The organism is Microbacterium sp. CCNWLW41 (assembly GCF_037083505.1).
On the sequence record NZ_JBAOJP010000001.1, the window covers coordinates 1,124,371 to 1,149,040 of the forward strand.

General features: G+C 71.7%; 15 protein-coding genes. 8 read left to right on the forward strand and 7 right to left on the reverse strand.

Annotated features, from left to right (window positions below):
- Window positions 1-8 precede the first annotated feature (8 nt).
- Window positions 9-2,864, reverse strand: coding sequence for an FAD-binding and (Fe-S)-binding domain-containing protein (locus V6R91_RS04985; RefSeq protein ID WP_336394476.1), 2,856 nt, complete (start codon window positions 2,862-2,864; stop codon window positions 9-11).
- A gap of 62 nt (window positions 2,865-2,926) precedes the next feature.
- On the opposite strand from V6R91_RS04985, the gene V6R91_RS04990 reads away from it, so the two are divergent.
- Entirely contained in the window at window positions 2,927-6,082 is a 3,156-nt protein-coding gene (locus V6R91_RS04990; RefSeq protein ID WP_336394477.1) for a glycoside hydrolase family 2 TIM barrel-domain containing protein, read from the forward strand.
- A 60-nt stretch (window positions 6,083-6,142) separates the two neighbouring features.
- On the opposite strand, the gene V6R91_RS04995 is transcribed toward V6R91_RS04990, so the two are convergent.
- The 4 genes from V6R91_RS04995 to V6R91_RS05010 all read right to left on the reverse strand — a co-directional run bounded on the left by V6R91_RS04995 (window position 6,143) and on the right by V6R91_RS05010 (window position 13,128).
- Window positions 6,143-8,443, reverse strand: coding sequence for a transglycosylase domain-containing protein (locus V6R91_RS04995; protein ID WP_336394478.1), 2,301 nt, complete (start codon window positions 8,441-8,443; stop codon window positions 6,143-6,145).
- Between the two features lie 161 nt (window positions 8,444-8,604).
- On the reverse strand, window positions 8,605-9,867 hold the full coding sequence (locus V6R91_RS05000; RefSeq protein ID WP_336394479.1) for a four-carbon acid sugar kinase family protein: 1,263 nt from the start codon (window positions 9,865-9,867) through the stop codon (window positions 8,605-8,607).
- Window positions 9,860-11,131: a RuBisCO large subunit C-terminal-like domain-containing protein gene (locus tag V6R91_RS05005; RefSeq protein WP_336394480.1), complete on the reverse strand. Its 1,272-nt coding sequence runs from the start codon at window positions 11,129-11,131 to the stop codon at window positions 9,860-9,862. Before V6R91_RS05005 ends, V6R91_RS05000 begins: the two co-directional genes overlap by 8 nt.
- A gap of 5 nt (window positions 11,132-11,136) precedes the next feature.
- Complete coding sequence (locus tag V6R91_RS05010; protein WP_336394481.1) at window positions 11,137-13,128, reverse strand: glycoside hydrolase family 127 protein; 1,992 nt, start codon at window positions 13,126-13,128, stop codon at window positions 11,137-11,139.
- A gap of 244 nt (window positions 13,129-13,372) precedes the next feature.
- On the opposite strand from V6R91_RS05010, the gene V6R91_RS05015 reads away from it, so the two are divergent.
- The 4 genes from V6R91_RS05015 (at window position 13,373) to V6R91_RS05030 (ending at window position 17,259) form a co-directional block, all read left to right on the forward strand.
- Window positions 13,373-14,716, forward strand: a complete 1,344-nt coding sequence (locus V6R91_RS05015; RefSeq protein WP_336394482.1) for an ABC transporter substrate-binding protein — start codon at window positions 13,373-13,375, stop codon at window positions 14,714-14,716.
- A gap of 65 nt (window positions 14,717-14,781) precedes the next feature.
- Window positions 14,782-15,663, forward strand: a complete 882-nt coding sequence (locus V6R91_RS05020) for a carbohydrate ABC transporter permease (protein WP_336394483.1) — start codon at window positions 14,782-14,784, stop codon at window positions 15,661-15,663.
- 1 nt (window position 15,664) lies between these two features.
- The gene (locus V6R91_RS05025) at window positions 15,665-16,579 is read left to right on the forward strand and encodes a carbohydrate ABC transporter permease (protein ID WP_336394484.1); all 915 of its coding nucleotides are present in this window, start codon (window positions 15,665-15,667) and stop codon (window positions 16,577-16,579) included.
- A 20-nt stretch (window positions 16,580-16,599) separates the two neighbouring features.
- On the forward strand, window positions 16,600-17,259 hold the full coding sequence (locus V6R91_RS05030; RefSeq protein WP_336394485.1) for an aspartate/glutamate racemase family protein: 660 nt from the start codon (window positions 16,600-16,602) through the stop codon (window positions 17,257-17,259).
- 179 nt (window positions 17,260-17,438) lie between these two features.
- On the opposite strand, the gene V6R91_RS05035 is transcribed toward V6R91_RS05030, so the two are convergent.
- Together V6R91_RS05035 and V6R91_RS05040 are read right to left on the reverse strand one after the other, a co-directional pair.
- Entirely contained in the window at window positions 17,439-18,419 is a 981-nt protein-coding gene (locus V6R91_RS05035) for a sugar-binding transcriptional regulator (protein WP_336394486.1), read from the reverse strand.
- 120 nt (window positions 18,420-18,539) lie between these two features.
- Window positions 18,540-21,134: a family 78 glycoside hydrolase catalytic domain gene (locus tag V6R91_RS05040; RefSeq protein ID WP_336394487.1), complete on the reverse strand. Its 2,595-nt coding sequence runs from the start codon at window positions 21,132-21,134 to the stop codon at window positions 18,540-18,542.
- A 117-nt stretch (window positions 21,135-21,251) separates the two neighbouring features.
- On the opposite strand from V6R91_RS05040, the gene V6R91_RS05045 reads away from it, so the two are divergent.
- The 3 genes from V6R91_RS05045 to V6R91_RS05055 are packed head-to-tail and all read left to right on the forward strand — an operon-like array spanning window position 21,252 to window position 24,669.
- The gene (locus tag V6R91_RS05045) at window positions 21,252-22,082 is read left to right on the forward strand and encodes an NAD-dependent epimerase/dehydratase family protein (protein ID WP_336394488.1); all 831 of its coding nucleotides are present in this window, start codon (window positions 21,252-21,254) and stop codon (window positions 22,080-22,082) included.
- A 1-nt stretch (window position 22,083) separates the two neighbouring features.
- Entirely contained in the window at window positions 22,084-23,112 is a 1,029-nt protein-coding gene (locus V6R91_RS05050) for a LacI family DNA-binding transcriptional regulator (protein WP_336394489.1), read from the forward strand.
- Window positions 23,113-23,151: 39 nt separating this feature from the next.
- Window positions 23,152-24,669 (forward strand): apiosidase-like domain-containing protein, encoded by a 1,518-nt coding sequence (locus tag V6R91_RS05055; protein WP_336394490.1) that lies wholly within the window; start codon window positions 23,152-23,154, stop codon window positions 24,667-24,669.
- Window position 24,670 lies beyond the last annotated feature (1 nt).

Consider the following 24,670-nt stretch of genomic DNA (forward strand, 5'->3'; position numbering starts at 1 on the left):
TCGCCTCGTCATCCCGCCGTCGGGCGGGTGGCCTCCTCGAGCAGTTCGAGCACGTGCCGGTAGTCCGCTCCGGTCGCGCGCGTGAGGCCCAGCTCGCACGTGCGGTTGCACGACGCGTGCGCGTCGGCGCCCAGCGCGCGCACTTCGGCGGCCTCGGCGGCGGTGGCCGACGCGGTGAGCTCGGGGTGCACCATCCCGCGGTCGCCCGCGAACCCGCAGCACCCCCACGCGTCGGGGACGACGACCTCGGCGGCCACGGCCTCGGCCACCCGGCGCAGCGACGGGTCGAGGCCGAGCTGCGCCGAGGAGCAGGTCGGATGAAGCGCCAGCGTCCCGACCCGCGGCGTCACCGGGCCCAGGCGCGGGAGCAGCACCCGCTCGGTGAACGACACGGCGTCCTCCACGACGCCCGCGACGCCCGCGTCGGCGAGCAGGTGCACGAAGCCCTCGGTGCAGCTGGAGGCATCCGTCACGATCGTCAGCTCGCCGTCCCGGGAGGTCGCAGCGAGCTCCGTCACCACGCGCTCGGCGATCACCGCGCGACCGCCGGCGTAGCCCTTCGAGGTCCACGGAGTGCTGCAGCACAACGAGTCGACGCGGTCGGGCACCACCAGCCGCACGCCGGCGCGTTCCGCGAGGCGACGGAAGGCCTCGGTCACGCCGATGCCGTCCCCGGCCGGCCCGAACATGGTGTTGACGCAGGCCGGGAGGAAGACCGCGACCGGGGCCGCGTCCGGCGCGCCGATCGAGGACCCGAGCCGGGAGCGGGGCGAGCCGCCCGGCGGCAGGTCGTCGGTGTACCGCGGAACGGCGTCGGCGCCGAGCACAGCGCGCGCGACGTCGGTGGCCGCGGTGACCAGTCCGCCGGGGAGCCTGTCCGCGAGGGTCAGGCCCGCGCTCGCGGCCCGCGTGGCTGCGCCCCAGGAGCGGGCGGCGCCCGACCATGCCGTGCTCGCGACGCGCCCGGCGTTCTCCCGCCGCAGCCGCTTGACGAGCGATCCCGTGTTGATGAGCACGGGGCACGCAGTCTGGCACATGCCGTCCACCGCGCAGGTGTCGACCCCCGCGTAGTCGTAGTCGCGTTCCAGCTCCCGCACGAGGGCGTCGTCGCCGGATGCCTCGGCTCGGGCGATAGCTCGCCGCGTGACGATCCGCTGGCGCGGGGTGAGCGTCAGGTCCTTGCTCGGACACACCGGCTCGCAGTAGCCGCACTCGACGCAGCGATCGGCCTCGGGCTCGATCGGATCGGCCAGCTTGATGTTCTTCAGGTGCGCGTCGGGGTCGTCGTCGATGATGACACCCGGGTTGAGGATGCCGGCCGGGTCGCACAGCCGCTTCAGCTCGCGCATGACCTCGTACAGCTCGTCGCCGTACTGCCGCCGCACGTACGGCGCCATCACGCGCCCGGTGCCGTGCTCTGCCTTGAGGTTGCCGCCCGCCTCGAGCACGAGGTCGACCATGTCCTCGGTGAAGGCGGTGTAGCGCGACAGCTGCTCGGACGACTCGAAGCGGTCGGTGAGGAGGAAGTGGATGTTGCCGTCCTTCGCGTGCCCGAAGATGACGCTGTCGCGGTAGTCGTAGCGGTCGAAGAGCGTCTGCAGGCTCTCGCATGCGGCGGCGAGGCGCTCGACGGGCACCACCACGTCCTCCAGGAGTGCCGTGGTCCCGCTCGGCCGGGCGCCGGCCACCGAGGCGTACAGGCCCTTGCGGAGCTTCCAGGCGGCCGTGCGCTCCGCGGCGTCGGACGAGAAGGCGGCCGCGGCCTCGAGCGGCTGCGCCGCGAGCGCCCGCCCGCCGCGGGCGACGAGGTCGGCGAGCTCCTCGCCGTCATCCGCCTGATACTCGATCAGCAGTGCGGCCTGGTCGCGGACGGAGAGTCCCTGGATCTGCCGGGGGGCACCCGCGAGCGACTGGCCGACGCGCAGGGAGGTGGCATCCATCAGCTCGAGGGTCACGGCCCCGGTGGCGACGAGGTCGGGGAGGGCGCGCGTGGCCGCGTCGAGATCGGGGAACACGGTCAGGGCCGTCGCGATCTGCGGGCGCAGCGGCACCGTGCGGTACGTCGCCTCGGCGACGAACGCGAGCGTCCCCTCGCTGCCCACGACGAGGTGGGCGAGCAGCTGCGCGGGGGTCTCGAAGTCGAGGAAGGCGTTGACGCCGTATCCCATCGTGTTCTTCATCGCGAACTGCCTGCGGATGATCTCGACCGAGCGCGGGTTCGACACCACGCGCTCCCGCAGCCGGAGCAGCCCGTCGACGAGCGCGGGCTCCGCCGCGCGCAGCGCGGTGTCGGCGTCGGCGGCGGCGGAGTCGACCACCGTTCCCGAAGGCAGGACGAAGACGAGGGACTCGAGCGTGCGGTAGGTGTTCTCGGTGATGCCGCACGCCATGCCGCTGGAGTTGTTGTTGACCACCCCGCCGATCGTGCACGCCAGCTCGCTGGCCGGGTCGGGCCCGAGCCGGTGGCCGTGGCGCGCGAGGCGCGCGTTGACCTGGCGCACCGTCGCGCCCGGCTGCACCCGCACGCGCCGGCCGTCGTCGAGCACGTCGATCCGCCGGAAGCGCTGCCGCACGTCGACGAGGAGCCCGTCCGTCGAGGCCTGCCCCGAGAGGCTGGTGCCGCCGGAACGGAAGGTCAGCCGCGAGCCGCTCGCGCTCGCCGCGCGCATGACGGCGCCCACCTCGGCGGCGTCGGCGGCGATGAGGACGGCCTGCGGTGTGAGGAGGAAGTGCGAGGCGTCGCTCGCGTAGGCGACGCGGTCGATGGCGCGCCGGCGGATGCGTGAGGCATCCGTCACGGCGCGTATGACGGCGTCGGGCACATGGGCGCGCGGAAGCGTCGACGGGGCCGCCGTCCTTGCCATGGGAACTCCTTGCTGGACTAGACTGCAATCACATTCATGAAAGAATGGATATGCAAGCTCCGATGCACATGCAGAATAGCGGATCTTCGACGGCTGTCTCCGGCGGTCACGACGCGGCGACGGGTGCCGACGTCGGGGAGCGGTACTGGGAGAGTACGGCACCCGGGTCGGGCAGGCGCCGGCCCCGCGCCGATGCCCTGACCGACGCGCGCGTGCTCCGCCTGAACGGGACGTGGCGCTTCCGGCTCTCGCCCACGGCCGAGGGCACCGGCGACGCCTTCCTCGACACGGACTTCGACGACTCGGCCTGGGACGGCATGCGGGTCCCCGCCCACTGGGTGCTCGAGGAGTTCACGCCGCTCGCGGGCGGACCCGCCCGTCGCATGCTCGGCACCGAGGAGGGACCGCTCTACACGAACACGGCTTATCCCATCCCGCTCGATCCGCCGCGCATGCCGGCCGAGAACCCGACGGGCGACTACCGCGTGACGTTCGACGTGCCCGAGCACTTCGGCCGCGCGGTGCTGCGGTTCCAGGGCGTGGACTCGTGCGCGAAGGTGTGGCTCAACGGCCGGGAGCTGGGGTGGTCGACCGGCAGCCGTCTGCCGTTCGAGTTCGAGGCGCCGGTGCGCGCGGGACGCAACGTGCTGTGCGTGCGAGTTCATCGCTGGTCGGCGGGCACGTACCTGGAAGACCAGGACATGTGGTGGCTGCCCGGCATCTTCCGCGACGTCGAGCTCCTCTCTCGTCCCGATGACGCGATCGACGACCACTTCGTGCACGCCGACTACGACGCGTCGACAGGCCTCGGCACGCTGCGGGTGGATGCCACGACCGCGGCGGTGGTCGAGATCCCCGAGCTCGGCATCCGCATGCCGGCCGGTGAGACCGCGACCGTCGCCGTCGAGCCGTGGAGCGCGGACCGCCCCCGGCTGTATCGCGGCACGCTCCGCTCGGCCGGCGAGACGGTCGGGCTCGCCATCGGATTCCGGCGCGTCGAGATCGTCGACGGCGTCCTCACCGCCAACGGGCGTCCGGTGACGTTCCGCGGTGTGAACCGGCACGAGCATCACCCTCTCACCGGCCGCGCGCTGGACCGCGATGCGATGGTCCAGGACATCGTCATGATGAAGCGGGCGAACATCGACGCGGTCCGCACCAGCCACTACCCGCCGCACCCGGAGTTCCTCCGGCTGTGCGACGAATACGGGCTGTGGGTCGTCGTCGAGGTCGACCTCGAGACGCACGGCTTCATCTACGAGGGGTGGGCCCGCAACCCGCCCGCGCTCCCCGAGTGGCGTGAGGCGCTCATGGACCGCCTCCGGCGGACCGTCGAGCGCGACAAGAACCGTCCCAGCGTGGTGGTGTGGTCGCTGGCGAACGAGAGCATGACCGGCGCCGCCTTCGCCGACATGCGGCGCTGGCTCGACGAGCGGGATCCGTCGCGTCCGGTGCTGTACGAGCGGGACCCGAGCTACCGCGACTCGGACCTCTACTCGCTGATGTACCCGTCGCTGGAGCTTCTCGAGCAGATCGGGCGGCGCGAGGAGCCGCGCGGCGGACGGCTCAGCATGCACGGGATGGTGCTGGGGGAGCAGGGTGCGGCGTCCCCGCTCCCTGACGGCGTCACGGAGGCGGACGAGGCGCGGCGCCGGAGGCTGCCGTTCCTCCTCGTCGAGTACGCGCACGCGATGGGGAACGGACCCGGGTCGCTGCAGGACTACTGGCGGATCATCCGTGCGCACGACCGCCTGTGCGGTGCGTTCGTGTGGGAGTGGATCGACCACGGGTTCCACGCGACGACCGATGACGGCATCCCGTTCGTGATGCACGGCGACGACGTGGACTACGAGCCGCGAGGCGGCCGCTTCAGCCTGCACGGGCTGGTGTTCAGCGACCGCACGCCCACGCCGGGCCTCGTCGAGCTGGCCAAGGCCCACGAACCCGTCGAGATCCGGGTGGGGGAGCGCTCGGTGAGCCTCCTCAACCGGCGTCACGCGGTCGACACCTCGGACCTCGTCTTCCGCTGGAGCGTCGAGGCCGACGGCGTCGTCGCCGCGGCGGGGGAGCTGCCCGTCCCGTTCGTGGCGGCCGGCGAGGCCGTCGAGATCGCGATTCCGGATGCCTCAGGCCGCGCGCCCCGACCGCCGGAGCGGAGCGCGGCGGCGGGCGGGGCATCCGTCGCCGACGTCGTCCTGACGGTCGAGGCCGCGCTCGCCGCAGACGAGCTGTGGGCGCCGGCCGGCCACGTCGTCGCGTGGGGTCAGCGGGTGCTCGACGCGGAGGAGCCCCACGCCGGCCCGGCGTCGACCGATCACGCCGATTCGGCGTCGACCGCTGCCGCCGCCGACCGTCCCCGGCGTGGTCCCTCCCGCGCGACCGCGGGGCTGGTCGAGGTCGGGGCCGGCGTCTTCGACGCGACGACGGGGCGGCTGACGCGGCTCGGCGACCTCGACATCGACGGCCCGGTCCTCGACCTGCATCGCGCGCCGACCGAGAACGACCATGGCCAGGGCGAGCTCAACAACCTGGCCGCGGTGTGGCGCAAGACGCAGCTGCACCGGCTGCTGCACCGCGTGGACGAGGTCGTCGCCGCCGACGGCCGACTGCAGGTGCGGGGGCGCACGGCGCCGCGCACGCACCCGCACGGCGTCGAATGGACGATGACGTGGGCAGCGGAGGGCGACGCCCTGGTGCTCACGGCCGACGTCGACTTCGTCGGTCCGTGGGCGGACACCCCCTACATGCACCGCGACATCCCGGTGCCGCGGCTGGGGCTCCTGTTCGCTCTGCCCCCCGAGGCGCAGCGCGCGACGTGGTTCGGGAGGGGGCCGGGTGAGACCTACGCGGATTCGTTCGAGGGCTCGCGCGTCGGCCGTCACTCCCGCAGCATCGACGACCTGCAGGTGCCGTACCCCGTGCCGCAGGAGAACGGCAACCACGTGCAGACCCGCTGGCTCGAGATCGGCGGGGACGGGATGCCGTCGCTCGTGGTGACCGGACGGCCGCAGTTCGACTTCACCGCCCGCCGCTGGGACTCGCACGCACTGCAGCGCGCGGACAAGCCGCACCAGCTCGTGGACTCGGGACGGGTGTGGCTCAACATCGATCACGCGCAGCAGGGCCTCGGCTCGGCATCCGTGGGTCCCGCGCTGCCGGCGCGGTATCGCGTCCCGCGCGAGCGCACGTCCTGGAGCGTGCGGCTCCACGCGCGGTGAGCCGCCGGCTCCCAGGCGCCGGCGGCGTCCTCGGCCGGATCGGCGCGTGACCGTCCGCGGTCAGTCGTCCCCGCCCCCGCCCCGCGCCGGCGGCCGTCCGATCAGCTGCCCGGGCGGCGGGGCGAAGCCGGCACCCGGATACAGCTGATTCGCGGTGGCCTGGATGTCGCGCGCGAGGGGCAGGCGGGCCTGCGACAGCGGGCGTCCGTCGTGCCACACCCGGAACACGTCGCCCTCCCCGATCGCGTTGCCGACCCAGACCGCGGTCGTGACGCGGGTGCTGGACTCGACGAGCCACGTCTGGATCTGCTCGTGCGTGCCCGTCTTGCCCAGCAGTGGCGTGCCGTCGTTGGGGTTTCCGCCCGAACCGGTCCCGCCGGGCACCATCACGCCCTGCAGCGCGAACGCCGTCGCCGCCGCCACCTCCGGGCTGATGGCCTGCGAGCAGCGGTCGCCGGGCACGGGCAGCTCGGTGCCCTCGGCGTTGACCACCCGTTCGATGACCCGCGGGACGCAGTAGACGCCGTTGTTGGCCACCGTGGCGAAGGCGCCCGCCAGCGCGACCGGCGCGATGTTGTTGGTCCCGATGATCGACGCGGCGCCGTCGAGATCCACCGGGTCGCCGGTGCCGCGGGTGACGCCCATCCGTGCGGCGACCTGCTCGATGTCGCAGAGGTCGAGCTTCTCGGCCATGCCGAGGAAGCCGCTGTTCAGCGACTGCGCCGTGAACTGCATCGGGGTCCCGGTGTAGCCGCGCACGCCGCCGAAGTTGCGCACGACGTGGTTCTCGCGGTTGATCCAGGTGCCTTCGCAGCGGTCCCGGAGGCGCGGGATCGCGCGCAGCGTGCCGTTGACGGGCTCGAACAGCGAGTGGCCCTGCTCGAGCCAGTCGACGAGGGTGAAGAGCTTGAACGTCGACCCGGTCGGGAAGCCGTCCGAGACGCCGTGCACCGCGTCACCGGCGTACACGAGGGATGTGTAGACCGGATCGGTCGCGGCCAGGTCCGCGTCCTCGGTGAACCGGTTGTTCTGGCTGATAGCGAGGATCCGGCCGGAGGGCGCGTCGATGCTGACCGATGCGGCGCCGAACGCCATGCCCGGCACCGCCTCCGGCGCGTACCGGCGCATCGCGTCCTGAGACGCGTTCTGCAGCTGCCAGTCCAGCGTCGTGTAGATGTGGAGTCCTTCGCGGGTGAGCGACTGCTGGCGCTGCAGCGCCGTCTCGCCGAACGCCTCCGCATAGTCGGGGTCGAAGCGCAGCGTGTTGACGACGTACTGGCAGAAGAAGGGCGCCGACGTCGCCGCGCACCCGGTGAGTGCGGGCTGGACCGCGGGCGCGATCGGCTCGATCGCGGCGGCGACGTACTGCTCGTCGGTGATGCGGCCGTCCTCGCGCATCCGGTCGAGCACGTAGAGCTGCCGCCCCTTGGTCGCGCTGTAGGCGTCACCGGCCGCGAGGTGCTGCTCCGGCGTGATCGTCCCCGCCGCCAGCAGCGAGTCCAAGCCCGCGAGCGTGCCGGGGGTGACGTCGGCGATCGCGCCGTCGGCGGCCTTGTTGTATGTGGTGCCGTCGGACCCGATGATCGAGCCCCCCGGCCGGTCGATGCGGAACGTGTTCGGGTTCTGCACGATGCCGGCGAGGGTCGCCGCCTGACCGAGCGGGAGCCGCGCCGCCGTGGTGCTGAAGTAGTAGCGGGCCGCGGCCTCGATGCCGTACGTCGTGCCGCCGAAGTTCGCGATGTTGAGGTAGCCGAGCAGGATGTCGTTCTTGGAGTACTCCTGCTCGAGCTGGACGGCGTAGCGGATCTCCTGGAGCTTGCGCTCGTAGCCCTCGACTCCGCTGGCCCGCGTGGCGTCGAGCCAGCACGTCCGCAGCACCTCGTCGCGGGTCTGCCGGTCGGTGGCGACCGCGTCGCGCTCGCACCGCTGCACGAGGACGTTCTTGACGTACTGCTGGCTGATCGATGATCCGCCCTGGATGCTGCCGCCCTGGGCGTTCCTGATCAGCGCGCGGGTGGTGCCGATCAGATCGATGCCGCCGTGCTCGTAGAACCTGGGATCCTCCGACGCCAGGATCGCGTCGTACATGACGGGTGCGACCTCGTCGAAGCGGACCGGAACGCGGTTCTGGTCGTAGAACGAGGTCAGCTCCACGTCCTTCCCGCTCTGGGGATCGCGGGCGTAGATCGTGGTCGGCAGCATGAGCCGGTCGATGGCGAGGTAGCTCGGCATGCCGTCGAAGAGCGACACCGCCCGGCTGGCCGCGTGCCCCGAGAGCGCGAGCACCGGCGTGATCGGAGCGACCGCCAGCAGGCCCGCGATCACGCTGAGGGCGACGAGCCCGACCAGACCGCCGAGCACCCCCGCGACCGTGCGTCGGTAGGGCCCTAGGGGCGCTAGCGGAGAAACCTCTTGTGACGGCTTCACGACAGCTTCCAATCGCGGTGGGAGAAAGCATGACAGACCGTCCGGCATTCCGATACGGCTACCGTCCGCGACCCCTCCGCCTCGGGTCCGGCGTGCTATCGGCGGCCGAGCGCCGCCACGTCGATGAAGAGCGAGTCCGACCCGACCTGGCCGCCCTTGAGCAGCAGCTCGAGCCCGTCGATCGCGGGCTCCCCGGCGTGGGCGCGCAGCAGCACGACGTTCCCCCAGGGGTTCGCGGCGATCGACAGGGACTCGACGCCGAGCAGGCGCGTCACGCGGCTCGACGTGTCGCCGCCGCACACGATCACGCGACGGGACGCGCCGTCGTGCGCGACGGCCGAGATGACGGATGCCGCGGCCTCCGCGATCGCCGGCAGCAGCGGCGCTCCCCCCGCGGCGTCCGTGTCGGCGTCGTCGGAGGTCAGCACGACGCCACGGCCGGAGCCGAGTGCCCGGAGGATCTCGGGCAGCGCTGTGGCGACGCCTGCAGCGTCGAGGGGGAGAGGCCGCACGAGCCACCCCGCGGCGGCTGCGGCATCCGCCTGCCGGCGCGTCTGCGCCGAGCGGCTGCCCGACACGACGAGGACCGGCCCCGAGGCCGTCGACGACGCTTCAAGCTCCGGCGCATCGCCGGGGGCGGCCGCCGCGACGCCGTGCGAGAGCCCGCCCGAGCCGATCGCGAACACCGGCGCGGGCAGCGTGCCGAGCGCCGCGCCGATCGTGACGAGGTGCTCGTCGGTGAGGGCGTCGAGGACGACGGCCGCGGCGGGCGTCCGCCGCAGGAGCGCATCCAGGTCGCCGTACGCGACCAGCGGGATCGAGCCGACCGGAAGGTCCGTCTGCCGCCCGATGTGCGCGGCGAGGTCGGCCTCCGTCATCGGCGTCGAGGGGTGCTGCGACATCGTGGGCTGCCGGTCGAGCCGATAGACGACGCCGCGCTCCGCCGCGAAGTGCTGGCCGAACAGGGTGTAGCGCCCGAAGTCGGGCTGGGCGAACAGCATCGGCACCGGGCGCTCGCCGAATGCCTCTCGGGCGAGCTCGATCACCCGGCCGAGGCTGCCGACGTGCGGCGCCGAGTCCGCGGTCGAGCACGCCTTGTACTGCACGACGTCCGGCTCGAGCTCGGCGAACGCCGCGAACACGGGCCGGAGCTCGTCGTCCATCTCCGCCGGCGCAAGGGAGCGCGAGATGCCGGCCACGCCGATCACGTCGACGTCGCCCGCCGCCGCGCGCAGGGTCGCGGCATCCGGCAGCCGCGTGAACAGGCGACCGGTCCAGCCGCGCCGCGCGAACTGCAGCAGCGCGTCGACGCTGCCGGTGAAGTCGTCGCCGTAGAAGGCGACGCGGGCTCTAGGCACGGACGGGCCCGAAGAGCTCCGCGGCGCGGCGCAGCGCGGGGGAGCTCTCGTACGCGTCGTCGGCGCTCTCGCCGCGTGCGGCCGACGCCCACGCATCGCGCATGCTCGCGACGCCGGCGGCCGCGCCGTCGGGATGACCGTGGATGCCGCCGCCGGCGAGCACGAGGAGGTCGGTGGTGCCCACCGCGGCGTACGTCGCGTGCGCGAGTCCGCCCCACTGCCCCGACGACAGCACGGGCACCGTCGGGGTGAGCCCCAGGAGGGGCTCACGCACGGCGGCGATCGAGTCGAGCACCTGGTCGTCCGTCTCGTAGAACTTGTTGCTGATGCCGTTGGTGTGCAGGTGGTCGGCGCCGGCCAGGCGCGCGAGCTTCTGCCATGCACGGAACCCTATCCCGACCTGCTCCGAGCGTCCGAAGGCGCCGAACATGGCCCGGTGCCCGTGGATCGGCACGCCGCTGTGGCGGCGCAGGAACTCCAGTCCCGGAAGGCCGATGAGGTTGATGCACGCCATCACGCACGTGCCCCCGGCGGCAACGACGAGGTCGTGATTGGCCTCGAGGCGGCCGATGTCATCGGTGATGTTGAACGCGTACATGGGCTTGCGGCCGTGGCGGTCGGCGTAGCGCTCCAGCACGGGCATGACCGCGGCGACGCGCTCGGCCAGCGGGGCGCTCGGGCCGTTGCCCTGCAGCTCGTCGTCCTTGATGAAGTCGATGCCCGACTCGGCGAGCTCCGCCACGACCTCGGCGAGCTCCGCCGGGGCCAGACCGATGCTGGGCTTCACGATCGTGCCGATCATCGCGCCCTCGGGGCGGCCGACGAGCCGCCGGGTGCCCTCGACGCCGAACGCCGGGCCGGGGTAGCGCTCCGCGAAGGCCTGCGGCAGCTCGAGGTCGACCAGGCGGATCGCCGCCAGCTCCTTGATCTCGAACAGGTTGCCCGCGACGGCCGCGAGGAGGTTCGGCAGCGACGGCCCGAAGTTGTCGAGCGGGAACCGCAGCCGCAGCCGCGCCCGCCGGCGCAGCGCCGGATCGCCGACCGCGCCGGGAAGGGGGGAGGCGCCGGTGAGCGGCAGCTCCTCGATGCCGACGACCTGGGCGGCGAACCGGGCGCGCAGGTCGTCGGACTCGCGCTCCACGCGCACGAAGGTGCCCGTGGACTGCTCGCCCGCGAGCACTTCGGCCGCGTGCTGGAGCGGGAGGGAGGTCTCGATGACGTACGTCGCGACGACGGACGCCCCGACGGGGTGCTGGGAGTTCATGCGCGTCACCAGACCAGCGGGAGCCAGACCGACATCTCGCCGGCGCCGCGGTTGCCCCACGCGTAGTACGGGATGAGTCGCACCGTCGCCTGCTGCAGGGCGGTGTCGGCGAGGTCGTCGTACAGGGCGTCGTCGTCGGAGCCCGGAAGGATGACGGCCTCGGTGTCGAGCGCGACGACGCGCCGACCCGTGATCTCGGTCTCGACCGGCTCGAACGTCGCCCCGCGGCGCAGGGCCACCTGCTCGAGGACGACGCCCTCGGGGAGGTCGGCGGACTCGACGCAGTACACGACGGGTCCGCGCCGCACCGCCACCTGGTTCGTGGCCTCCTCCGCCAGCCGGTGGGCGCGCAGCACCCGCACCGGCATCGGCAGGGTCAGCTCGACGACGTCGCCCTTCTGCCAGACGCGCTCGACGGGCGTGTAGGTGCCGGGGTCCGACACGGTGACCTGTTCGCCGTTCACGCTGAGCGTCGCGCCCGATGACCAGCCGGGGATGCGCAGGCGGAGCGGGATGCCGCCGGCCGCGGCATCCGTCACCGTGAACGTCAGCCGCTCCGACCAGGGGTAGTCGCTGTCCTCCCGCAGCGCCAGGCGGCGCCCGTCGCCGGTCGTGACATCGACGACACCGCCGCCGTAGAGGTGGACGTACAGGCCGTCGTCACCGAGCGACGCGGCGCGCTCGTGGAAGCGGGCGAGGGTGCGCGCGATGTTCGGAGGGCAGCAGAAGCACGACAGGTAGGGCTCGCGCAGGCGCTCGTCCGACGGCGGCGGGGGCGGCGTGGGGTGGATGGCGGTGTCGCCGGGCCGGCGCAGCGGGTAGGGGAGGTCCCGCACCTGGCGCAGCGGGTTCGTGTAGAAGTACTCCGAGCCGGCGAGGCTGATGCTGGAGAGCAGGCTGTTGAAGGCCACCTGCTCGATCACGTCGGCGTACTGCGCGTCGGCCGTGAGCGACAGCATCCGCTCGCCCCAGAGGATCAGCCCGATGTTCGCGCACGACTCGTTGTGCGCCGTCGTGTGCGGAAGCTGGTAGGCGCGGCCGTAGGCCTGGTGCACGCGGCTGATCTGGTTCTGCCACGGCGAGCCGTCGGGGGAGGCGCCGTCGTAGAGCGCGCCCGCACCGCCCGTGATGTAGAGCTTCGTGTCGACGACGTCGCGCCACAGTCGCTCGAGCACAGCCTCGAGCTCGTCGTCGCCCGTCTCGGCGACCAGATCCGCCAGGCCCGCGTACAGGTAGTTCGCCCGAACGGCATGCCCGGCGACCACGGTCTGCTCGCGCACCGGGAGGCGGTCCTGGTTGTCGTCGCCGCCCTCGAAGTCGTCGCGCACGCGGATGAACGCCTCGGAGAGCCGCAGGTACTGCTCGTCGCCCGTGGCCCGGTAGAGGTCGACCACCGCCATGTAGTGGGACGGGCAGATCGCACTGCGGGCGAGCTCGAGCGGCTTGTTCGTCGCGAGGTCCTCGAGGAACGAGGCCGCCTTGCGGGCGGCGTCCAGCAGCGTGGTCGACCCGGTCACCTCGTAGTGGCGCACCCCGGCCGTGATGAGGTGGCCGAGGTTGTACGTCTCGAAGTTGAAGCGGTCGGCGAGGGCGATGACGTCCTCGTGGTTGCGGGACGAGATGACCGTGGGGGTGTGGAGGTAGCCGTCCTCGCGCTGCACCGACGCGATGAGCGCGGCGATCTCCTCGATGCGGGCGGCGAGCTCGGGATCGGGGTCCGTCTCGAGGCGCGAGACGGCGGCCTCGAGCCACTTGTAGAAGTCGCCGTCCATGAACGGCGGGCCGGAGTGCTCCCCGGACTCGAGGCCGGCCGCGATGCGGAAGTTCGCGAGGCCGGGGCTGACGGCCGGATCGCTCAGGGAGGACCAGATCTGCGGGATGGTCACGTCGCGCGTGCGATCGTGGACGTCGCCCCAGAAGCCGCTCGCCCACCGTGCGCTCCCGGCGCCGAGGGGTCGCAGCCGGGCGTGGGCCCTGGTCGCGGTCGTGGCGGTCATGGCGGTTCCTTCCGAAATGGCGTCTCAGTCTCGTGCTCGTCGCCGCATCGCGGCAAGCGCGGGCCGATGCGGGTCAGACTAGGCGGCGCTGAAAGTTCTCGCAACGCTGCATGGAAATGCAGTCTAGCGGGTGAATCGTCTCAAAGTGAATAGAATTTCAGTACTGACTGTTGACACACATCGAAATCGTCCCTACTGTCGTGTCGTACCTTTCACCCGCATGGCCGTCGTCAAGGAGGACGCTATGAACACACGCAGCAACCGTCGCCGCACCGCGGTGCTCGGCATCGCACTGGCAGCGGTGCTGCCGCTGGCCGCCTGCGCCGGAGGCAGCGGCGACGCCGACTCCGGATCGTCGGAGGGCGGCAGCGGCGCCGGGGGGACCGACCCCGACACCTTCACCGTCATGACCGCCAATGAGAACCCGGTCCTCGAGGAGCAGCTGACCGCCCTTTCGGAGGGCGCGTGCGAGGCCGAGAACGAGGCGCTCCCGCTCGAGCACCAGAAGGTCGCGCAGGCCGACACCGTGCAGAAGGTCACCCTGCTGGCCAGCCAGGGCGCGCTCCCGGCTCACACGATCGCGGGCACCGCGCTCATCCGTCCTGACGGCGACCTCAACGCCGCCGGCCTCGTGGGCGACCTGAAGGCCGCGCTCGAGGGCGCCGACGCGTGGGACAACGTCCTCCCCGCCGCCGCCTCGACCGTCGAGCAGGTGTACGGCGGCATGTTCTCGATGCCGTACCAGTACAACATCGAGGGGATCTTCTACAACAAGGAGATCCTCGCCGACAACGGCATCGAAGAGCCGCAGACGTGGGACGAGCTGGTCGACGCGGCCGACGTCCTGGCCGACGCCGGCGTCGTGCCGATGACCGAGGCGGGTGCGAACGGCTGGCCGCTCACGCGCATCATGGGCATGTACATCTTCCGCAACGTCGGCCCCGAGGCGATGGCCGCCGTGCGCGACGGCGAGGCGAAGCTCACCGAGCCCGAGTACGTCGAGGGTGCGCAGGCACTCGCGGACTTCGCCGCGGCCGGCTACTTCGGCGAGGGCTTCTCGACCCGCGACGGCGACACCTCGTCGAACATGTTCCTCACCGGCCAGGCCGCGATGACGTACGACGGATCGTGGCTGCTGAGCGCCATCAACGACCCGGAGCGCAACCAGATCGGCGGCGAGAACGTCGGCTTCATGCCGTTCCCCGAGATCGAGGGCGGCAACGGCTCGATCGACCAGTACGCCGCGAACGCCGGCGCCCCGATGATCATCAACGCCGAGCAGTTCGGCCCCAAGGTGGTCGACTGGGTGAGCTGCATCGCCGAGAACTACGGCCAGCAGGCGCTGCAGGACGCGGGCGTCATCTCGGGCTTCAAGGTCAACGGCGAGGTCACCGACCTGTCGGCCAACACCGCCGAGATGCAGGAGCGCATCGCGGGCATCGACGAGACCGTACTGTGGTTCGAGGCTCTCATGGACTCGAAGAGCAACTCGCTCGCATCGACGAACGTGACGCTGCTCACGACCGGGCAGATGAGCGCCGAGGACTACATGGCCGAGCTCCAGGCGAGCATCGACGCCAACGGCTGACCTCCCGCACCGGCTCCCCGGGCGGTCGCTCGGGGAGCCGGTTCCACACAGAAAGCAGTTCGCAGATGAACTCGATCTTCGGAGATCGGAAGACGATCTTCATCCTGCTGGCACCGGCCCTGGTGCTGTACACCCTGCTGAAGGTGGTGCCGGTCGGCTGGTCCCTCGGCCTGTCGTTCTTCGAGGGCAACTCGCTGCGCGGCTTCGACTGGGTCGGACTGCAGAACTTCACCACGTTCTTCACCGACCCGGCGGCGCTGCAGTCGATGTGGGTCAGCATCTTCTTCGCGGTGGTCGCCACCGCCCTGCAGGTGGCGCTCGGCTACGCGCTGGCCCTCCTCTACGTCTTCGTCCTGCGCAAGGGCTCCACCCTCGTGCGCACGCTGGTCTTCTTCCCGACCGTCCTGCCCACGGTGGCCGTGGCGCTGCTGTTCCGCAGCTTCGTGGCCGTGGGTGAGAACCAGGGCCCGGTCAACGACATCATCAACTTCTTCGGCGGTGAGAGCGTCGAGGTGCTGGCCTCGACGGTCGGCACCATGACCACCGCCATCGTGATGACGCTGTGGAGCTCGATGGGCTTCTACGCCGTGCTCCTGTACGCAGGGCTCCTCGACATCCCCGAGGAGGTCATCGAGTCGGCACGGCTCGACGGCGCGAACGGCCTCAAGCTGGTCCGCCACATCGTGGTGCCGCTGTCGCTGCCCATCCTGCTCTCCTCGATCATCTTCAGCCTCAACGCCACGCTGAAGGTGTTCGACAGCCTCCTCGCCCTCAACGGCGGCGGCCCGGGCACGTCGACCGCGCCGATGACGCTGTACATGTACCGCACCGCGTTCGAGTACGCCGAGTACGGCTACGGCTCCACCATCGCCGTCATCCTCACCGCACTCTGCCTGGTGTTCACCCTCGCGATCTTCCGATCGTCGCGTCGCAAGGCGGAGGCCTGACATGACCCTGACGCAGCCCGAGACCGCATACACGGTCGCCACCCCCACCGTCCGACGGCCGACGCCGAACCGCGCCCGCCGAGGCGTGCTGCGCGCGCTGCGCCGCCTGCCGGTGTGGATCGTCGTGGCGGTGCTGATGATCGTGGTGCTGTACCCGCAGGTCTGGATGGTGCTGGGCTCGTTCAAGACCCAGTCCGAGTTCCTCTCCAACCCCGCCCTCTCGCTCCCCGAGACGTGGCAGTTCGACAACTACATCACCGCTCTCACCAATGGGAACGTCGCCCGCAACTGGCTCAACAGCGTGCTGGTCACGATCCCTTCGGTGCTGCTGATCGTCTTCATCGGCGTCGCGGCGGGGTACGCCCTCGAGGTGATGATCTGGAAGGGCCGCAACGGCGTCCTGCTCTACATCCTCGCCGGCATCATGGTGCCGGGGCAGATGATCCTCGTCCCGCTGTTCATCACGTACTTCCGCATCGGGATCACCGACACGCTGTGGCCGCTCATCATCACCTACACCGTCATGGGGCTGCCGCTGACGACGTTCCTCATGGCGACGTACTTCCGATCGGTGCCCCGCGAGATCTTCGAGGCGGCGACGGTGGACGGCTCGGGCCCGCTCCGGTCGTTCTTCGTGATCGGCATCCCGATGATGAAGAACGCGATCCTCACGATCGGCCTGGTCCAGTTCTTCAGCGTGTGGAACGACCTGCTCATCGCGCTGACGTTCACGACGCGGCCGGACCTCGCGACGATCCAGGTCGGACTGCTGAGCCTCAGCGACGAGTACGGATCGACGCAGTACGGACCGCTGTTCGCGGCGGTGAGCATCAACATCCTCGTGCTGCTCATCCTGTTCCTCACGCTCAACAAGAAGATCATGGCCGGCATGTCCGGCGGCGCCCTCAAGGGCTGAGATCCTGGAAGGCTGACTGCATGACCTCCGCACCGCGCATCGCGTTCCTGCACACCGGCGCCGTCAACATCGCTCCGTTCGGGGCGCTGGCGGCCGAGTTCCTGCCGGGCGCGACGGTCGTGAACTACCTCGACGACCGCATCGTCGCCGATCTCGGCGACGAGGAGCGTGCGGCATCCGTCCCCGAACGGATCGACGACCTCGTGCGTGCGGCGGCGGCTGGGGGAGCGGATGCCGTCATGTTCACCTGCTCCTCGATCTCCGAGCTCGCCTCACCCGCAGCGGCAGCGGCCGGTGTGCCGGTGCTGCGCGTCGACGAGGCGATGGCGGATGCCGCGGTGCGCGCCGGTCGCCGCATCCGGGTCCTCGCCACCCTGCCCACGACGTGCCGTCCCACCCTGGGACTCCTCCAGGAGCGCGCCCGGCTCGCCGGGATGGAGCCGGAGTTCACCTCGGAGGTGATCGAGGGCGCCTTCGCCGCCGTCGCCGGCGGCGACCGCGCGACCCACGACCGTCTGGTCGCCGCGGCGATCGAGCGCGGCGCGGCCGAGGCCGACGTGATCGTGCTGGCACAGGCATCCATGGCCTCCGCGGCCGAGGCGGTGTCGGTCGACGTGCCGGTGCTCACGAGCCCGCGCCTCGGCGTCGAGCGCCTCGCGGCCTCCCTCGCCGCCCGCTGAATCCGGGCCGCAGGAGGTCTCGTCGATCCGGAATTCGGAGTTCGTGACGTTCTCCGGAGCGGCGGTGCGCTGCTGATCCGGAAAGCGGCCGAAAGTCCGGTATTCGGATCCGCGGATGCCGTGGCGAGGCGCGGAGGATCGCGGATGCCGCAGCCCGCGCGCCCGCGGAGCGCCGGGGGTCAGGAGCGGTCGGCGAGGGCCTCGGCCGAGCGGAGGTCGGTGACGAGCGTCGTGACCCAGCTGCCGGCGAGGGCGCCGTGGATCGCCTCCAGCTTGCGCTCGCCGCCGGCGATGCCGACGCGGCGGGGGATGCGCATGAGGTTCTCGACGGTGATGGCGATGATGCGGTCGTCGATCGCGCCGCGCACGAGCGAGCCGTCCGCGCGGAAGATGCGGTGGCAGATGTCACCGACTGCGCCCTCGTCGAGCAGCCCCTGTCGCTCCTCGGGCGGGAACGCGTTGCCGCTGGTGGCGAGCACGTCGGACGGCTCGATGCTGCCGATGCCCATGATGGCCATCGTCAGGTCGTTCCAGTGCCGCGCGACCTCCTGCATCGACGGGTCCTGCAGCAGGCTGTCGCGGATCGCCGGATCGCCCACCACGCCGGGGGCCTGCACGTAGACGGGCTCCGCGCCCAGCGTGCGGGCGAGCTCGCCGAGGATGCGGTTGGAGTGGCTCTGGGCCTCGGGCGCGCCGACCCCGCCGAGCAGCTGCACGACCTCCGTCGCGCCGCGCACCGTGAACGGGCGCATGCGGTCGACCATCGCCAGGATCGTCTGGCTCCACGACGAGACGCCGATCCGGTCGGCGCCCGAGAGGGTCGCCTCGAGATAGCCGGCCGCCCCCGCCCCGAGCGAGGCCAGCAGCTCCTTCTCGTCGGCATCGGGGTCGACGTCGACCACGACGGCCTCGGCGAGGCCGTACTTCTCCTCGAGCTGCTCTTCGAGCTCGGCGTGCACGCCCGGCGCCACCGTCACGATGGTGCGCACGATCCCGACGGACTCCGCACGCTTGAGCAGACGCGACACCTTCGCCTGTGAGATATTGAGCGCGGTCGCGATGTCGGCCTGACGCACGCCGCGCTCGTGGTACATGCGGGCCACCTTGGTGAGCAGGCGCACCTGCCCGTCCGGCTGGCGGGTGTACGGCGTGACGGGCACAGTGACTCCGATCGTGGCGAACCGACTGAGGATTCGCTAACGAAAGGATATTCACTCTCCGCCGTCCGCGCCAGTGCCACGGGAGACCTACGGCGGCGCCCCTCTCGTCAGGCCCTCTCGTCAGGCGACCACGGGCACCGCGCGCGAGTGGATGCCGGCGCGGAGGGTCTCCTCCGCGACGCCGTCCAGGTCGAGCACCGCCTCGGCACCCACCGGCACCGTGACCTCGACGTGCAGCTGCCCGTCCGCGATGCGCCACGAGATCGCCACCTCGCCGTACGCGGTGAGCTGGCGCGCCGAGGCCGAAGTGAGTCCGCCGCCGGGGCGAGGCGCGAAGCGGATGCGCCGGTAGCCCGGGGCCTCCGGTGCGAGGCCGGCGATGACGCGGTGCATCCAGTCGGCGACTGCGCCCAGCGCGTAGTGGTTGAACGACGTCATCTGGCCCGGGTTGACCGTGCCGTCCGGCAGCAGCGAGTCCCACCGCTCCCAGACCGTGGTTGCACCCTGCTCCACCTGGTACAGCCACGAGGGGCATCGGCGCTCGAGGATCAGGTCGTACGCGGTGGCGACCTGGCCGCCCGAGCTGAGGGCGTCCGACACCAGCGGGGTGCCGACGAACCCGGTGGCGATGCGGTTCCCCGCGTCGTGCACGAGCTGTGCGAGCCGTGCGGCCGCGGCATCCCTCCGCTGCGGATCGGTGATGAGGTCGAACCGCAGCCCGAGCGCGTAGGCCGTCTGCGCGTCGCTGGTCATCGTGCCGTCGTCGTGGACGTACGCCCCGCCGAAGGCGGCGACCACCTCGTCGGCGAGGGCGTCGTAGTGCCCCCGCTCGTCCGCGCGCCCCAGCACCTCGGCCATGCGGGCGACGGTGCGGGCGGACTTGGCGAAGTACGCGGTCGCGACGAGGTATCGGTCGGTGCGGGCGTCGGCAGGGTCGTTCGGCGGCGCGGCCGGGTCGAGCCAGTCGCCCAGCTGGAAGCCCGTGTCCCACAGTCGGGAGGGGCCGGCGAGCCGCTCGAGCAGGTCCACCCAGCGGCGCGCGCTGTCGAACTGCGCCTCGAGCACGCCGACGTCGCCGAAGCGCTCGTAGAGGGTCCACGGCAGCAGCGTCGCCACATCGCCCCAGGCGGCGCCCGGTCGCATCGGGGTCCACTTGTCGACGGCGGGGATCACCGGCACGTACCAGGGCACCGTGCCGTCGGGGAGCTGCTCGATCGCGACGTCGCGGAGCCAGCCCGACAGCATGCCCGAGACGTCGAAGAGCGTCGACGCGGTCGGGCCGAACACCTGGATGTCGCCCGTCCAGCCGATGCGCTCGTCGCGCTGCGGGCAGTCCGTCGGGATGTCGACGAAGTTGCCCCGCATACCCCACACGACGTTCTCGTGCAGGCGGTTGAGCGCCGCATCCGAGGACTCGAACCAGCCGGTGCGCTCGAGGTCGGTGTGGTACACGCGGGCGACGAGGGCGCCGGCCGCCGCATCCGCGTCGAGGTCGCCCGGCCATCCCGTGACCTCGACGTAGCGGAAGCCGTGGAAGGTGAACCGGGGCTCCCACTCCTCGACCTCGTGCCCGGCGAGGGTGTAGCTGTCGGCCGAGCGCGCGGCGCGCAGCGGCCGGGTGTAGATCTCGCCGTCCTGCATGACCTCGGCGGTGCGCAGCGTCACGGCGGTGCCCGCCGGCCCTGACACCCGGATGCGCACCCGCCCGACGAGGTTCTGCCCGAAGTCGAGGATGCGCGAGCCGCTCGGCCCGGTCAGCACCTCGACGGGGCGGAGCTCCTGGGTCGCGCGCACCGGGGGAGCGGTGGGCGCGACGAGCGTCGCGGGGTCGCGGTGCCGCTCCTGCACGCCCTCCCACTCCGAGTCGTCGAATCCCGGCGCGGACCACCCGGGCAGCTCCTGGCGGGCGTCGTAGTCCTCGCCGTCGTAGATGCCGCTCTGCAGGATCGGGCTGGGCGCCGACCGCCACGACACGTCGGTGGCGATCACCTCACGGGTGCCGTCGCCGTACGTGAGCTCGAGCTGGCCCAGGAAGGACTGGTCGTATCCGTAGACGTTGCGGAAGCCCCCGCGCCAGCCGAGCCGCCCGCGGTACCAGCCGTCGCCGAGCCACGCACCGATCGCGTTCTCGCCGGGGCGCACCAGCGCGGTCACGTCGTAGGTGTAGTACCGCAGGCGCCGGCCGTACACGGTCCAGCCGGGCGAGAGGGCGTCGTCGCCGACGCGCTCGCCGTTGAGCTCCGCTTCGTAGAGGCCGTGCGCCGTCGCGTACAGCCGCGCCCGCACCAGCCCCTCGCGCGCCTCGAAGCCGCGGCGGACGAGCGAGGGTCGCCGGTCGTCGCTGTTCGGGTTCTCGTTGCGGGTCGCGCCGACCGGCCGGGCGACCCAGTCGGACGGCTCGAGGAGCCCCGCCTCCAGCACGGTGGGCGCGGATGCCTCCGACCACGCGTCGTCCGTTCCGCGCACCGCGATGCGCACCGTGACGCGCTCGCGCGAGCGCAGCGGCTCGCCCGGCCAGGCGACCAGCACCTGGTCGGGGCTCTCGACATCGTGCGAGGTGGTCGCGCCGTGCTGTTCGAGCTCCACGCGGTAGGCGGTCTGCCGCCAGCCCGACGGCGCGCCGGCGATGCGCCACGACAGGCGCGGCATCCGCTCTCCGATGCCGAGCGGCTCGCGGTGGTGTTCGATGCGGGGGGCGTCGACGGTGACGGACATCGGTGTCCTCTCTGGGGAATGTTCGAAACGTTTCATTCCAAACGTGTACAGTGAGTGTCGCACCGATTTCGAAACGTTTCAAGCTGCGTTCCCGGTGCCCGGACGAGGAGGTACGGCATGCGCATCGGTGTGACCGGCAGCGGCGGCAAGCTCGGGCGCGCCACGGTCGAGCGACTGCGTGCCGACGGCCATGACGTCATGGGATTCGACCTCGCCGGAACGCCCGGGCCGGGCTTCACGCGGGTCGACCTCACCGACTTCGGGCAGACGCTCGACGCGTTCCTCTCGGTGACCGCGCGCCACGACGGACTGGACGCCCTCGTGCATCTCGCGGCGATCCCGGTGAACGGCCTGGTTCCGGATGCCGCGACCTTCCACAACAACGTCACGGTGTCGTTCAACGCGCTGTTCGCCGCGCATCGCGCGGGGATCCGCACGATCGTGCTGGCCTCGAGCATCACGGCGATGGGCTTCCCGTTCGACGAGGCCCCGCCGTCGCTCCCGGTCGACGAGACGTACACCAGCGCGAACAACACGTACGGACTCGGCAAGGTGGCCGAGGAGGCGATCGCCGCGCAGCTGGTGCGCTGGGCACCCGGGTCGTCGGTCACCGCGCTGCGCTTCACCAATGTCGTCGCCCCGGACGAGTACGCCACCTTCCAGCGCGCCGCGGAGCCGCACTACCGCCGCGACCTCGTCGGGTCGTGGGTGGACGCGCGCGACGGCGCGCTGGCCGTCTCGCTCGCCCTGGCCGCGGCGCAGCCGGGCTTCGAGGTGTACAACGTGGCCGCCCCGGAATCAGGCAACGCGGCGCCGTCGCGCGAGGTCGCCGCGCGCTGGTTCCCCGGCACGCCGGTGGCCGACGACCTCGGCGAGTTCGAGTCGCTCATGTCGACGCGCAAGATCCGCGAGCGCCTCGGATTCGCCGCCGAGCACGACTGGCGCTGACATGTCGGCGACGGAGGACCGGCCCGGGCATCGGCCCGGCATCCGCCAGGTGGCCGCCCGCGCCGCCGTCGCGGTCGGCACGGTCTCGGCGTACCTCAACCACCCCGACCGCGTGTCGGCGGAACGGGCGCGGCGCATCGCCGAGGCGATCGACGAGCTCGGCTTCGTCCCGTCCAGCGCAGGACGGCAGCTGCGGCTCGGCGTCAGCACCCTCATCGGCTACCTCTCGCCCGACGTCAGCAACCCCCGCTTCAGCGAGATCGCGCAGGAGGTGGAGTACCGCGCCGAGCGGCTCGGCCTCACCGTCTTCTTCGCGCACTCCCACGGCGACCGCGAGCGGGAGGACGCGTACCTCGAGGCGTTCGAGCAGCGGCAGGTGCGGGGGCTGCTGGTGTCGTCGTTCGAGCCGATCGAGAACCGGCTCGCCGCCATGCGCGAGCGCGGCACCCCGTCGGTGCTCGTCGGCCGTCGCGCGCGCGACGAGCGGCAGCCCTCGATCTCGATCGACGACGTCTCCGGGGGCCGGCAGGCCGCCGCGCATCTGCTGGCCGGCGGATGCCGCCGCATCGCGTTCGTCGGCGGCCCGCTGCCGGTCCAGCAGGTCGCGGATCGGCTCGACGGCGCGCGCCAGGCGGTGGCGGGGACCTCCGGCGTCATCGACGTCGAAGAGGTGGCGGAGCGATCGATCGCCGCTGGCCGCGCGGTCGGCGCAGAGCTGGCGGCACGCCCCGCGGCCGACCGGCCCGACGGCGTGTTCGCCGCCAACGACCTGCTCGCCCTCGGCGTGCTGCAGGCGCTCATCGCCGGCGGCGTCTCGGTGCCCCGCGACATCGCGGTCGTCGGGTACGACGACAACGAGTTCGCCGAGGCATCCCTCATCCCCCTCACGAGCGTCCGCGCCCAGCACGCCGACTTCGGCGCGACCGCCGTCGATCTGCTCTTCGAGGCGATCGAGCACGGCACGGTCGTCCAGCGCATCTACGAGCCGGAGCTCATCGTGCGCGAGAGCTCGCGCCGGGTCCCGGCCTGAACCGAACCGCCCACGGATACGACATCGAAGGAGAACCCCGTGTCCCACCCGCAGCCGAGTGAGCTGTACCGACCGATCGAGCTGACGTTCGAGGGCGCCGGCGTCATCCCCGCCGACCGCACGCCGCTGACGCTGCGCGCCCAGCACGGGCCGACCGGGCAGGAGCGCGTCGTTGCCGGGTTCTGGGACGGCGGCACGACCTACCGCGCCCGGTTCGCCCCCGACCTCGTCGGCGAGTGGACGTGGTCGACCGATTCCGACGATGCGGCATTGGCCGGGCGCTCGGGGGCCTTCGACATCGTCGCCGGCGGTGATCACGGGCCCGTCCGCGTCTCCCACCGGTTCCACTTCGCGCACGCCGACGGCACGCCGTTCCGCCCGGTCGGCGCGACCGCGTACAACTGGCTGCACCAGGACGAGCCGCTGTTCTCCTCGACCGTCGACGCGATCGCCGAGGCGGGGTTCAACAAGTTCCGGTTCATGGTCTTCCCGCAGGGCGGCGGCTACATCGAGCACATCCCGGCCCTCATGCCGTTCGAGAAGACGGACGGACGCTGGGACGTCACCCGCCCGGTGCCCGAGTTCTTCCAGCGACTCGACCGGGCCGTCGAGGTGCTGGGGGAGCGCGGCATCCAGGCCGACGTCCTCGTCTACAACGCGTACGACCGCGGCCAGTTCGGGCTGAACGAGCTGACGGAGGAGGAGGATGCCGTCTACCTCCTCTACCTCGTCGCGCGACTGGCCGCCCACCCGCACGTCTGGTGGTCGCTGTGCAACGAGTTCGACCAGCTCGAGCGACCCGCCGACCGCTGGGACCGCACCGGCGCGCTGCTGGCCGAGATCGACCCCTACGACCACCTCCGCTCGATCCACAACTGGATCGAGCTGTACGACAACAACCAGCCCTGGGTCACCCACGCGTCGATCCAGAACGGGTCGGTCACGACCGACTTCGGCCGCGCCAACCTCTACCGCGACGTCTACGGCAAGCCCGTCGTGCTCGATGAGATCAAGTACGAGGGCGACATCCCCGACCGCTGGGGTCACCTCGACGCCGAGCAGCTCGTGCACCAGTTCTGGATCGCCACCGTCGCGGGAACGTACGCCTCCCACGGCGAGAGCTTCGTCACCGAGTCCGGCAGCCTCCATATGGTCGAGGGCGGCCCGCTCAAGGGCGACTCGCCGCCGCGGCTGGCCTTCCTCCGCGGCATCCTCGAAGAGGTCGACGGCCCCGGCCTGGACCCGATCGACAAGTGGGACGACCCTGCGTACGTGGCCGGCATCCCGCGCCGTCTCTACGTCCAGTACCTCGGCCCGTCGGCGCCGGCGGCGTGGGACTTCCGGCTGCCCATCGGCGTGCCGGGCGAGCGACCGGAGGAGGGCGACGTGTTCGAGGTCGACGTGATCGACACCTGGAACATGACGATCACCCCCGTCGGCCGCCGGTTCACGCTCGACGACGTGCAGCGCAACGACGCCTACGCCCGGGCGTCCGCACCGGTCGAGCTGCCCGAGGGCGAGGCGCTGGCCCTGCGCATCACGCGCGTGACGGACTGAC

Coding starts and splice junctions, on each gene's coding strand:
- V6R91_RS04985 (WP_336394476.1), bottom strand. CDS start 2,864: ATGGCAAGGACGGCGGCCCCGTCGACGCTTCCGCGCGCCCATGTGCCC.
- V6R91_RS04990 (WP_336394477.1), top strand. CDS start 2,927: ATGCACATGCAGAATAGCGGATCTTCGACGGCTGTCTCCGGCGGTCAC.
- V6R91_RS05005 (WP_336394480.1), bottom strand. CDS start 11,131: ATGAACTCCCAGCACCCCGTCGGGGCGTCCGTCGTCGCGACGTACGTC.
- V6R91_RS05010 (WP_336394481.1), bottom strand. CDS start 13,128: ATGACCGCCACGACCGCGACCAGGGCCCACGCCCGGCTGCGACCCCTC.
- V6R91_RS05015 (WP_336394482.1), top strand. CDS start 13,373: ATGAACACACGCAGCAACCGTCGCCGCACCGCGGTGCTCGGCATCGCA.
- V6R91_RS05020 (WP_336394483.1), top strand. CDS start 14,782: ATGAACTCGATCTTCGGAGATCGGAAGACGATCTTCATCCTGCTGGCA.
- V6R91_RS05025 (WP_336394484.1), top strand. CDS start 15,665: ATGACCCTGACGCAGCCCGAGACCGCATACACGGTCGCCACCCCCACC.
- V6R91_RS05030 (WP_336394485.1), top strand. CDS start 16,600: ATGACCTCCGCACCGCGCATCGCGTTCCTGCACACCGGCGCCGTCAAC.
- V6R91_RS05040 (WP_336394487.1), bottom strand. CDS start 21,134: ATGTCCGTCACCGTCGACGCCCCCCGCATCGAACACCACCGCGAGCCG.
- V6R91_RS05045 (WP_336394488.1), top strand. CDS start 21,252: ATGCGCATCGGTGTGACCGGCAGCGGCGGCAAGCTCGGGCGCGCCACG.
- V6R91_RS05050 (WP_336394489.1), top strand. CDS start 22,084: ATGTCGGCGACGGAGGACCGGCCCGGGCATCGGCCCGGCATCCGCCAG.